The organism is Neisseria weaveri (assembly GCF_900638685.1).
Classification (GTDB): domain Bacteria; phylum Pseudomonadota; class Gammaproteobacteria; order Burkholderiales; family Neisseriaceae; genus Neisseria; species Neisseria weaveri.
The window spans coordinates 1398170-1410720 of record NZ_LR134533.1 but is presented as its reverse complement, the minus strand read 5'-3'; the positions used below and the strand labels follow the sequence as shown (position 1 = coordinate 1410720).

Annotated in this window: 7 protein-coding genes; 1 reads left to right on the top strand and 6 read right to left on the bottom strand. The window is 47.5% G+C overall.

Translation table 11 applies throughout. The features are described 5' to 3' along the window. Positions 1-158 precede the first annotated feature (158 nt). From EL309_RS06845 to EL309_RS06825, 5 genes are all read right to left on the bottom strand, one after another. Positions 159-1661: an SIR2 family protein gene (locus EL309_RS06845; protein ID WP_004282404.1), complete on the bottom strand. Its 1503-nt coding sequence runs from the start codon at positions 1659-1661 to the stop codon at positions 159-161. Between the two features lie 77 nt (positions 1662-1738). Next, positions 1739-4027: a Tex family protein gene (locus EL309_RS06840; protein ID WP_040669415.1), complete on the bottom strand. Its 2289-nt coding sequence runs from the start codon at positions 4025-4027 to the stop codon at positions 1739-1741. 246 nt (positions 4028-4273) lie between these two features. Next, a complete protein-coding gene (locus EL309_RS06835; protein ID WP_004282407.1) occupies positions 4274-5038 on the bottom strand; it encodes a TIGR03915 family putative DNA repair protein in 765 nt (254 codons plus the stop codon). 24 nt (positions 5039-5062) lie between these two features. Beyond that, a complete protein-coding gene (locus tag EL309_RS06830; protein WP_004282408.1) occupies positions 5063-6325 on the bottom strand; it encodes a putative DNA modification/repair radical SAM protein in 1263 nt (420 codons plus the stop codon). A 253-nt stretch (positions 6326-6578) separates the two neighbouring features. Beyond that, positions 6579-6932, bottom strand: a complete 354-nt coding sequence (locus tag EL309_RS06825) for an MliC family protein (protein WP_004282409.1) — start codon at positions 6930-6932, stop codon at positions 6579-6581. Between the two features lie 326 nt (positions 6933-7258). Here EL309_RS06825 and msrAB point away from each other — a divergent pair, with 326 nt between their 5' ends. Beyond that, positions 7259-8809 carry a bifunctional peptide-methionine (S)-S-oxide reductase MsrA/peptide-methionine (R)-S-oxide reductase MsrB gene (gene msrAB, locus EL309_RS06820; protein ID WP_050793658.1) on the top strand — a complete coding sequence of 517 codons (1551 nt, stop codon included), beginning with the start codon at positions 7259-7261 and terminating at the stop codon, positions 8807-8809. A 103-nt stretch (positions 8810-8912) separates the two neighbouring features. Here msrAB and pilC read toward each other — a convergent pair whose 3' ends face one another. Beyond that, on the bottom strand, positions 8913-12179 hold the full coding sequence (gene pilC / locus EL309_RS06815) for a PilC family type IV pilus tip adhesin (protein WP_164717530.1): 3267 nt from the start codon (positions 12177-12179) through the stop codon (positions 8913-8915). Between the last annotated feature and the right edge of the window lie 372 nt (positions 12180-12551).

Below are 12551 nucleotides of genomic sequence, written 5' to 3'. Positions count from 1 at the left end.
ATATAGCGCACCAGTCAACTACAACAGCGGTCTTGCAGTACCCGCCGTGATAAAGTAAATGCCGCCGTAGGTGTAGCTGCGGCGGTAGTTGGACATGATGTTTTCCCTTTTTGTCTGAATGATTAGAACCGTAGAGGGTAAACCCACCATTTAAAATTTCAGATGGCATCAGCATATTGTTTGTAATCAAACATACAGAGTAATTTTTTGTATTCAGTGCCTTTTTTATTCTCAAAATTTTTAAGATAATCAATGACTTCATCTTTTGGGAGTTGGTTATGCCAAATACCCCAAGCAATTGCTCCATTCTTATATGTTGCAGAAATATTTTCATCATTAATAATATTGGAAATGGAAGAATGATAATTTTTGCAGGCATCTTTCATTTCGCTAATCAAATGATCCAATTTACTTTTTTGCTGTGTTTTTAATCTGTTTTCTTCTATAATTTCCGTGCAAATTTTGCTAAATCCGTAAATAGGGAAATATTGGGTAGAAGTTATTTTCTGTTTATTTAGCAAACCTAAAATTTGTGAATCTTCTTCCTCAATAATTTTGAAATAATTAGACATCATTTCAGAAGTTGTTTGAAATTCATATTTAATAGTTTTGGTTGAACCAATAGCAACGACTTTATCACTATTGTCCAAACTATCCATATCTTCTGTAAAATTAACTTTAATATTACCACCGGTATAAATTTCTTTAACTACCGATTGGAGCTTACGAATATCCATAGCTGAAATAGGCAAGGTTAATGAAGCGAGAGCTTTATAAATTTGGGAAAAATTATCTGTTTTTATCTTGTTAATCCGTATGGTTGAAAATCCTGTTATATCAATATCGTGCTCAACAATATCTTGGTTATTTGAATCAGCTTCGTATTCTACAAGTAAAAAATTACTTCGGATTCTTTTAGCAGTATTAGAATTAGGCTCTACATAAGTAAAAATAGTTTTTAAAATTTCTTTAATATTTTCATCACCAACATTATATCCAAAAAATATAATTGGATTATGAATAAAAAGGGACAGAAGCTGTGCTCTTATAAGCTCATATTTTTCTTTGAATTTTTTGTAATCTGTCTGCGTAATAATGATTTTAGACGGATTATCAATGCATCCATGTATTTTATATATTGAACCGTAAGGATTACTTAGAAGAATGTCATTGCCAATCAGAGGATTAAATTCAAAAATATCCTGTGCTAATTTATCGTAATTTGTTGTGATAATTGACCCAACATTTTTTCTGGCTTTTTTTAATTCTTCCAATTCTATATTTGCATGTTCTTTATATTCTAGATTGGCAAGGAGTTTGGATATATAAATTTTAAACCTGCTTAACGGTCTACCTGAGCGCATACTCTCAAAAAATTCATCATTTATTTCTTTGAATTTTCCATCAGGATTTTGTTCTAGAATTTCATCAAACTTTCTTTGTAATTCTTCTGCAATTGCTTCATATTTGAAACTTCCATTTTCTGAATTTCGTGATTTTATATTCAAATATTCCCTATCATCCCCGAATAAATCAATCGCAATTTTGGATAACAATCCATCCCAAGTATACGAGTTTTTTAAATATCGCAAACTCATACCGGTTCCAATAAATAAAACTGGATGGTTGGTATATGCTGACATAAATTCCTGTATATTCATAATTTTTTTATTCCTGCAATGTATTTTAAGAGGTGGGTTTACACCCACCCTACGGGGTTTGATTTTTCAGGCAGCCTTTACCGCTTCAACTTCGCAAACGCATCCGCCATTGCCGAATTAGTCGGTGTCTGCTCCCGCTGGTTGCGTTGATTTCTACCGCTATCATTGCGTCTGTTTTCAGACGGCCTGCCGCTTCTTGTCGAACCGCTGCCTGCTTCGTCATCCAAGCGCATGGTTAGGGCGATGCGTTTGCGGGCGGCGTCGACTTCCAGCACTTTCACTTTGACTACGTCGCCGGCTTTCACGACTTCGCGCGGGTCTTGAACGAATTTATTTGACAAGGCGGAGATGTGGACGAGGCCGTCTTGGTGGACGCCGATGTCGACGAATGCGCCGAAGTTGGCGACGTTACTCACTACGCCTTCCAAAATCATGCCGACTTGTAAATCGCTGATTTCGTTGATGCCTTCGGCAAAGGTGGCCGTCTGAAATTCGCCGCGCGGGTCTCGGCCGGGTTTTTCGAGTTCGGCGAGGATGTCCATGATGGTGGGCAGGCCGAATTGGTCGGTGGTGTAGCTGGCGGGCTTGATTTGTTTGATTTTTTCGCGGTTGCCGATGAGGTAGGCGGCTTTGATGTGCAGGTCGTCGAGCATTTTGGCGACGACGGGATAAGCCTCGGGGTGGACGGCGGATGCGTCCAGTGGTTCTTTGCCGCCGTTGATGCGCAAGAAGCCGGCGGCCTGCTCGTAGGTTTTTTCGCCGAGGCGCGGTACTTTGAGGAGTTTTCTGCGGCTGTCGAATGCGCCGTTTTCGTCACGGTAGGCAACGATGTTTTGTGCGAGTGTGCTGTTGAGGCCGGAAATGCGTGCCAGCAGAGGGGCGGAGGCGGTGTTCACGTCCACACCGACGGCGTTCACGCAGTCTTCCACTACGGCATCCAGTGATTTGGCGAGTTGGCTTTGGTTGACATCGTGCTGGTATTGGCCGACGCCGATGGATTTGGGGTCGATTTTTACCAATTCGGCCAGCGGGTCTTGCAGGCGGCGGGCGATGGAGACGGCTCCGCGCAGGGAAACGTCCAGCTCGGGAAATTCTTTGGCGGCCAACTCCGAAGCGGAATAAACGGATGCGCCGGCTTCGGAAACGACGATTTTGTGCAGCCCCATTTCAGGCAGGCCTTTGACCAATTCGCCGGCCAGTTTGTCGGTTTCGCGGCTGGCGGTGCCGTTGCCGATGGCAATCAGTTTCACGCCGTGTTGTTTGATCAGGCGGGCAAGGGTGGCTAAGGCGTTGTTTTCTTGGTGCAGATAGACGACGGCGGTGTCAAGCAGTTTGCCGGTGTCGTCCACCACGGCGGTTTTGATGCCGGTACGATAGCCGGGGTCGAGGCCGAGGGTGGGCAGACGGCCGGCGGGGGCGGCGAGCAGCAGGTCTTTGAGGTTGCGGGCGAACACGGTAATCGCGTCAGTGTCGGCGGCTTCTTTCAGACGGCCTAAGGCTTCAAGCTCCAGCGAGAGGAAGATTTTGGCGCGCCAGGTGAGGCGTACGGTGTCGCGCAACCATTTGTCGGCGGGGCGTCCTTGATCGGCGATGCCGAAATGTTTGGCGATAATTTTTTCGTATTCACTCTGTTCGGTGATCGGGGTTTCGTCGGGCTGGTATTTGAGGGCGACTTGCAGCACGCCTTCGTTGCGGCCGCGCAATACGGCGAGCGCGCGGTGGCTGGGCATGCTGCGGACGGGTTCGCGGTGGTCGAAATAGTCTTTGAATTTTTCGCCGCTTTCTTCTTGTCCGGCAACCACTTGGGCATGGATTTCGGCTTCGTTCCACAGTTTTTCGCGCAAGTTGCCGATGAGTTCGGCATCTTCGGCGAACTGTTCCATCAGAATGGCGCGCGCGCCGTCGAGCGCGGCTTTGGTGTCGGGCACTTGCTCGTTCAGATAGGCTTCGGCGGCGGTTTCGGGGTTTTCAGACGGCCTTTGCAACAAGCTGTCGGCCAAAGGCTGCAAACCGTTTTCGCGAGCGATTTGGGCTTTGGTGCGGCGTTTGGGTTTGTAGGGCAGGTAGAGGTCTTCGAGCGCGGTTTTGTTGTCGGCCGCTTCGATGGCCGTCTGAAGTTCGGGCGTGAGTTTGCCTTGTTCTTCAATGCTTTTTAAAACGGTTTGCTTGCGCTCGGCCAATTCGCGCAGGTATTGCAGACGCTCGGCAAGGTGGCGTAGTTGGGTGTCGTCCAGCCCGCCGGTAACTTCTTTGCGGTAGCGGGCGATAAAGGGCACGGTGGCTCCGTCGTCTAGCAGTTCGACGGCGGCTTGGATTTGGGCGGCGGTGGCGTTTAATTCTGATGCAATGGTTGAAATGATGTTCATGGTGAAGGTGTTGAAGCTGAAAAAAAGGGAAAAGGATAGCGGTTTTGGGGAGGTTTGGCAAAGGAAAAGGCCGTCTGAAAACAGGGTTTTGCAGGAATGGCACCGGTGTTTCAGACGGCCTTGAAGGCAAAGGCTTGCGGCGGCGGATAAAAGCTTCTGCGGATACAGCGGATTATGCTTTGACTGCTTGGAGCTGGGCTTAAAAAATCATTCATGTTGACCAATCAAATAGGGAGGCCGTCTAAATCAGAGCATTGGCTGTTTTTCGGTTAGGTATTTCCAGTAGCGTTGCGGCATTTGCCTGCGGTGCAGGTTCGGGTTGCGGCGGGAGAGGATGGTGGTGCTGTGGAAATAGCGTTGCCACAGCCGCTGGTAATCGCGTTCGCGGTCGGAATAGTGGGCTTCGATGCCGGATTGCGCTAGGTCGCTGATTGGATGGAGGCCGTCTGAATGGTTGAAGATGCCGTAGCCGCGCTGCATGTCGTAAACCGCCCATTGTTGTGCGGAATAGCGTTGGCGGAAATGGCGCACGGTCAGCGGCAGCACGTCGTATTGCGGTTCGATACGGGCGAGGTAAAGCCCGTTTTCCATTTCTTCAAAGCGCACAAAGGCTTCCATGCGGTGTTTTTCGTGGCCGACGCTTTTCACCCATTTCGCCCACTGCATCACATCATAATGGCCGTAGTCGCTCAAAATGTCGCGGCGGCCGGATTGTGCCAACGCCAGGCGGACGATGCGTAAAAAGGTGTCGGGCATTTCGGGGGCGGCGGATAAAAAGCCGTAGAGTAATTTGAGCGTACCGCGGCGGCCGATTTGGCGTTCCAAGCGTTGAAACACGCGCTGTGCCTGCTCCGGCTCGGTGGCGACGGTTTCGCTTTGGCCGAATAAATCGGTGTCGTCGGCATCGCAGGTAATGTGTACGCTGTCGAGCGGGTATTTGCGTGCATAGGCTTGGAACACGGCGGTTAAGAGGCCGTCGAAGCTGCCGTCGTAATGCAAGATGAAACGCATGGATGGGATTCCTGTCGGCACGGTTCAGCCAAATAAATCGCTTTGCACGGCATCGCTTTGGCTGAACTTGGAGCGTGTGTTTTGCAGCAGCAGGCCGCGCAATTGTGGGCTGTCGATTAAGTCGGCGTAGCGGTTGGGTTCGGGTAGGGTGATGAAATAGCGCGCGCGGTTGAGCGCCACGCCCATTTTGCGCAGCTGTGCCATGGTAATCATGCGGAAGCGGCGGGCCTGCACGATTTTGCGGGCGGACTTCACGCCGATGCCGGGCACGCGCAAGATGGTTTCGAGCGGTGCGTGTTGCAGCGGCACGGGAAACCATTCGCGGTGGCGCAGCGCCCAAGCGAGTTTGGGGTCGAAATCTAAGTCGAGGAAAGGTTGTTGGTCATCTAAGATTTCATGGTCGGAAAAGCCGTAAAAACGCATCAGCCAGTCGGCCTGATAGAGCCGGTTTTCGCGCCGCAGCGGCACTTGCGTCGATAAAGGCGGCAGGCGTTTGTCTTCCAATACCGGCACATAGCCCGAGTAATACACGCGCTTGAGGCCGTAATGGCGGTAAAAGCCGCCGGCGGCGCGGATAATTTGGCGGTCGGTTTCGCCTGCCGCTCCGATAATGAACTGCGTGCTTTGTCCGGCCGGGGCGAACTTGGGTGTAGATTTGATGGTTTTGCGGCTGTCGGCAAAAGCTGTGATTTCGTTACGCACAAATGCCATCGGCTGAGTCATGTCGCTGTGGTTTTTTTCGGGGGCGAGCAGCTTCAGGCCGGAAACGGTAGGAATTTCCATGTTGACGCTGAGGCGGTCGGCATACAGCCCAGCCTCGTGCAGGATTTCGGGCGAGGCTTTGGGAATGGTTTTCAGGTGGATGTAGCCGTGAAAGCGGTGTTCTTCGCGCAGTTTTTTGGCAATGCGTACCAAACGTTCCATGGTGTAGTCGGCGTTTTTGAAAATGCCGGAGCTTAAAAACAGCCCTTCGATGTAGTTGCGGCGGTAAAAGCTCATGGTTAAATCCACCACTTCATCTACCGTAAACGCTGCCCGGGGGATGTCGTTGCTGCGGCGCGAGGTACAGTAGGCGCAATCGTAGATGCAGTGGTTGGTCAGCAGGATTTTCAGCAGCGATACGCAGCGGCCGTCTTCGGTAAAACTGTGGCAGATGCCCGCACGGGAAGAATTGCCCAACCCCTGACCGTTGTTGCCGCGCGAGCCGCCGCTAGACGAACAGGAAACGTCGTATTTGGCCGCATCGGCTAAGATTTCCAGCTTGCGGCTGAGTTTTTGATAGTCCATAGCTTAGCTTTGATTAAAGAAAATCATGTTTTTTTATTATAATTGTGAGATTTTATTTAGTCAGCTAAATTTTTTCTTAGTTTGAGGCTTAAGAGAAGGACGTCTGAAAATTCAGACGGCCTTAAATTCCGAAACAAACCGGCGGTTTGATCTTTTCATCTGTGAATCGTTAAGTTTTCATTAATCCCAAAAAGAAACACCTCCGTAAAAGCCGGAGGTGTTGGCCGATAAGATGGTTTAACCACCCTATCTATTATTTCATGTTACAAGTCGTGTTAACTTTGTTGTGGTACGGATCGGTAAACTCAAAGTAGGCTTCGTTGCCTTTTTGGTGCCATTCCGCGCCGTGACCGAACAAACCTTGGTTAGAGGTGTACAGTTCGCCGGAAGCTGAAGTAGTAGCGGTCAACACAGCTGCTTTGTCGTCTAATTTCAGTTCCAATTTGTCGTGATCCACATTGCGTACTTGAACGGAGAGACCGTTGTCGCAGCTGAAGTGTTTGGGTGTAGTGTCTACTTTATGGGTGTGCATGCCGGCATCTTCCAAAACAACACAGGCAGACAGAGCAGAAGCGGCAGTCAGAGCCAATAACGCTTTTAATTTCATTTTTGTTTTCTCCTAATAATAGGTTGGATACTTTAATCTGCACGATGCAGGTAAGCGGGTGGTATTTTAGGGTTGCCGGGTTTGGCAAAGCAAGTATGCTTAACTTGAATTTACGGCTTTTTGGATAAGCCGGTTGTTCAAGCTTCATTGTTTACACAATACAGACAATCTGCTTGCAACAATAATGCTCATACTGCCCTTACCAAACCGGAAAAAACAATAAGGCCGTCTGAAAATCTTGTAAGAACAATAGTGTGATTTCGTCTATTGGTTTATAAACTTATTTAAACGGAGCCGGAGATATTATGGACAATCGGAACAATCGGATGTGGAAAACAGGCGCGGTCTTGGCTGCCGTTGTCGGAAGTGTGGCTTTTCTGCTTCCAAAAACACCTGCTGCGGCCGCCGCACCCGTACCGGCCGCCTTATCAAAACTGCAAGATGTGCAAGGCAAGCCTGCCGGTCATTATTTAAAAGACGGCAAGCCGACGTTAATCAAATTTTGGGCAAGTTGGTGTCCGCTGTGCTTGTCGGAATTGAAACACACCGAAGATTGGGTACAAGACCAACGTTTTCAGACTGCCAATCTGATTACCGTTGCCTCCCCCGGATTTTTGGGAGAGAAAAAGGCCGGCGAATTTCAAAAATGGTATGCCGGTTTAAGCTATCCCAAGCTGCCCGTGATTGCCGATGAAGGCGGAAGCATTGCCAAAAATTTGAATATCGGCGTTTATCCGTCTTGGGTATTGCTCGACCACAAAGGCGAAGTGGCGCGCGTTATCAAAGGCAGCATCAACGAAGCCCAAGCTCTGGCACTACTGGACAATCCGGAGGCAGAAATAGGCCGTCTGAAACAATCATTCTATAAGTTGGACGACAAGAAAAAGGAATCTTCAGTTATGAATACAAAAACCATTTATCTGGCCGGCGGCTGCTTTTGGGGCTTGGAAGCCTATTTCCAACGCATCAACGGTGTGATTGATGCCGTATCCGGCTATGCCAACGGCAAAACGGAAAAACCTTCTTACGAAGATGTCGTTTACCGCAACACCGGCCATGCAGAAACCGTGCGCGTTACTTACGATGCCGACAAATTAAGCTTGGACGACATTTTGCAATACTATTTCCGCGTTATCGACCCGACCAGCCTCAACCGGCAAGGTAACGACCGCGGTACGCAATACCGTACCGGCGTTTACTTTACCGACCCGGCCGAGCAGGCCGTTATTACCGCCGCTTTACAACGCGAGCAGCAGAAATACAGCCTACCCCTTGTTGTAGAAAACCAAAAATTACAGCAATTTTTCGAAGCAGAAGAATATCATCAAGACTATCTGCTGAAAAACCCGAACGGCTATTGCCATATCGACATCCGCAAAGCCGACGAACCGTTGCCCGGCAAAGAGAAACCGAAAACCAAAGGATTCGATGCAGCTGCCTACCGCAAACCTGACGATGCCGAATTAAAACAAATGCTGACCGAAGAACAATACCGAATTACCCAACAAAGCGGTACCGAATACGCCTTCAGCCACGCTTACGACCATCTGTTCGAACCCGGTATTTACGTCGACATCGTCAGCGGCGAACCCTTGTTCAGCTCTGCCGACAAATACAATTCCGGCTGCGGCTGGCCGAGTTTCACCAAACCGCTCGATCCTGCCGCCGTAACCGAACACAACGACTTCAGCTACAACATGCAGCGTATCGAAGTGCGCAGCCGCGCGGCAGATTCACACCTCGGACACGTTTTCCCCGACGGCCCCAAAGACAAAGGCGGCTTGCGCTACTGCATCAACGGCGCCAGTCTGAAATTTATTCCTTTGGACAAAATGGATGCCGAAGGCTACGGCCATTTGAAAGACAAAGTGAAATAATCCTTTAAACCCGAGTTATATTCCACCATCAATAAGAAGAGGCCGTCTGAAATTTCAGACGGCCTCTTTCATATCCGAAACGGATTAAAACCCAACGGCTAACTTAGAAGATTTCACGCCAGCTGATACGGCGTACACCGCTGCAGACTTTACCGTCTACTTCCACCGTTTCCTGGTCAGTCTTCAAGATAAAACGTTTGCCCTTAGCCGAGAAACAATGGTTTTTAGGCGCACCGGCTTCACCGTCGTTCAAAGGTTTATCGGTTCCCGTGCCGCCGCTGTCACCATCGACCGTAACCGCATCATCACCGCGGTTGTTGCCGTCGACATAACTGAAATTCACGATACCCGAATATTTCATACCGGCCGCAATGGCATTCGGATCATCGGCTCTTTCGATAAACTTAATATGCGCATCGGCTTTGGAAGGCATACCGCCCGTTAACGCATTCAACGCCAACACCCAGCTCGAACTGTTGGTTTTATGATTGGTTACGTCAGGCAAACACATATCGTTATTGGCCGAACGGGTCAGATTCTTTTGAGAATGATAAATCCGTGTGCTGATAAACGCGCTACGCAACACCATAGTCGGCTTGATAACCACACGCTCGCCGTCACCCGCACCCAAATTCACCATCCAACCTTTGTGTTCATTAGGTTTCAACAGATTATTCGTAACTTGACGGTTGTCGCCGTTAACAGTCAATTGCTGCTTCAATAATTGACCATCTTGCACTTCGGCAGCATTTTTGCTGACATCGTCAAAAATACCGTACACAGCCTGCTGCACTTTGCTGTCTCGATCGTCTTGATACAGGTCGCTACCCGTGCCGAAAATCACAACATATTTATTTTTGCCCCGACGAGAAATGGCAGGCGCGGCGGTAATCGGCTGGCTAGAATTGCCTTGATAAATCTTGCTGACTTTCCATTTAGACGAATCATCATCACGGAAATCGAAGCGGTACATATTGCCGCTGTAATCACCGGCATAAGCAATATCAACCGTACCGTCAAAATCGGTATCTACCAATGTCGGGCTGGACAGGCCTCCAACCGTATTAGTAACCTCAATTTTCCGGATCAACTCACCTTTGCGCCCTTTTGTCGTTCCATCGGCGGCGTTTTGCCCCAGCATATTGTAGATATACAAAGCTGTTTCCGACTGCTTACCCTTTGTTAAAGAATAGCCGCTTGCCAGGAAACCTGCATATACCACATCTTCAGCGATATTCACTTTACTTTGGGTGCGCTTCAAAGCAATACGACCGATTTGCGGCGTGCCGACCGTATAGCCTAGCTTATTGTTAACACCTTTCTCGGTTTCAAACAAAGGTACGGTATTAATCCATTGTTCCGTCTGACTATCGATACCTGTCGGACTATTGGTTGCACGGTCATGACCACCGATATTCAAAGCATATGCACCGCGTCCGCCCTGACCCATCGCGCCAAATAAGAAAGAATGACTTTGGTTGTTTTCAGGATTCGGGGCAGTACGGCGCAACACCAAACCGCCGTTAATCAAATATTGGTGCGGATTGCTTTTTTTACCGTATTCTTCATGAGCCACATCTTTTAAGACCATGCCCATAGTAGTATTGGGTTCTCGGTCCATGCCGGCAGGAATATAGCTTAACTTCAAGCTATACGGATTGGTTTGATTGTGGGCTTTGAACAAATGCACCATGCCGTCGTTCGCGGCCGTTACCAAATATTTTTGGCGGTTATTTACCAAATCGCCGATGGTCAAAACAGGTGTATCTAAAATATCTCCCAAATTGCGCTGATTGCCGAAATCTTTATAGTCGGGGCTCGGGGACGTTGTAGGGCGGATGCGGTAAGGCTGGCTAAAATTCCTTGTCCGTGCATTGGCTGCGATTGAATTGTCATCCTGTGTACGTGTTGTCCAAGGTATCAGAGCGTCCTGCCATTCCGTTTCGGAAGCAGAAGTCAAATTAAACATACCGTTATTGCCGCCCTCAATCCTATCAGCCCAGAAAATCTGCTTGTTGGTTCCCACTCCAATCGGACGACCCAAATTAATCAATGTTTTACGTTCGCTAAATAAAGGCTCTTTCGGCTGTGAGGAAGTCAATTTTCCTTGAGCATTAATGTCAAAAAACTTAATTTGACTGCTCCAAGAACCACTATTTACACTCACAATCGCTGCAAGGTTTGGCACACCATTACCAAATACCGTAGGTGCAACTGTACCATTTGTTCGAACCGGAACATTGGCATCAGCAATATTGGAGAAAATGGTATCAAAAGCTTGAACTAATAATTCTGCACTTTCAGCATTAAAGTAATAAGACGGCTTACTGGCTCCCTTGGATAAGTATTGTTTACCCACTTCTGAAATACTGCTACCGAAGCCAACCGTAAATGTTTCGGCAGTCTGCTTTGAATAGTCAAAAGGATCATCGGGATGTCCGTCCCAATGCTGTTCATGATAGGAGGAACCAGATGTTGTATCGCCTTTGGTTTTAAAGTCCTTGGTTGCTAACGTATGGCTGAACCATTTCAACCCCTCATCTCTATCCCAAAACTCATCCCAAGATTCAAGTATATGAGGCGTGTTTTTATGATAAATAAATGCAGGGAGTCCACCTTCTTTATAACCGAAATAATGGTCATTAATAAAATTAGGGATATAAGATCTATTGGCACGTAAGGAAATCGGTGTTTGTGATCTAAGTGAAAATATCCCTTCCTGTTGCTGATAATAGTTGTTCAGTAGATTTTTCTGTACTGGAGATTTTCCGAGAATTGCGGGAGGTCTACTATTATTGAGAGAAGCAGTAAATTGAGAATTTACTATATAATCAGGCTCATAATGAGGTTTGATACTATCAGGATAGTATGTATAATAACGAAGTTTCACATCATATAAATAGTCATAAGGCTGAGGCATCTTATAGCTCTCATTGGCATCACCATCCGACATCACAACAATATAGTTTTTCTGACAGCGATAAAGCGTGTTGTCCATAACCGTTTTGGCTGTATTATAGTAAGCCAGGGTTGTCGGTGTCGGGCCTTTTGTTTTTAGCTCCCCGACCTTGTTTTTCATCTGAGCATAAGTAATATAGCCGTTCGTATTCAGGGATGCATCATTCAGAGTATGCAAACCCCATTTAAAATTATCCTGATATTTATCCAAAACCCGATGTAAAGCCCTTTTAGCAATTGCCATTCTGGAATTATTCGGATCTTTTGGCTTGTTCCTCGACCCCACTTCCCATTCCATACTGCCCGAATCATCAATCAAAAACATCACTTGCGGTTTGACTTTCTGCTCGGTAACGGTATTTTCGTTTTGCAGATGGAGCGGGATCTCGGCGAATTTTGCATGTGCTTCCAAACTGACCAAAGCCAAAGCGGAAGCAATGGTACAGGCGAAGGGACTGAGTTTGCTGCGGTGAATATCGTTTTTTTTCATAATGTGCCGTCCTTCATCGGTTATTGTTTATTTATGTTTGTATTATAGGGGTTTTCTTATTGTTTTGATTTTAACATTGAATATTGCCGCTCGGTGGCGTTTACCCCGATTTCTTAACCTACCGTCTTGGTAAATATGGTAGAAATGAAACATTTTCTTAAGTTGCAGCTTGTGAACAATCGGTTTTGCTTATTGAAAAAATAAGGGCTTTCGCTTAGAATATATTGCTTCTGAGGCAACGCAGGTTTGCCTTAAAAAGCACGTAACACGGATGGTTGCATCTGTGCGGCGTGT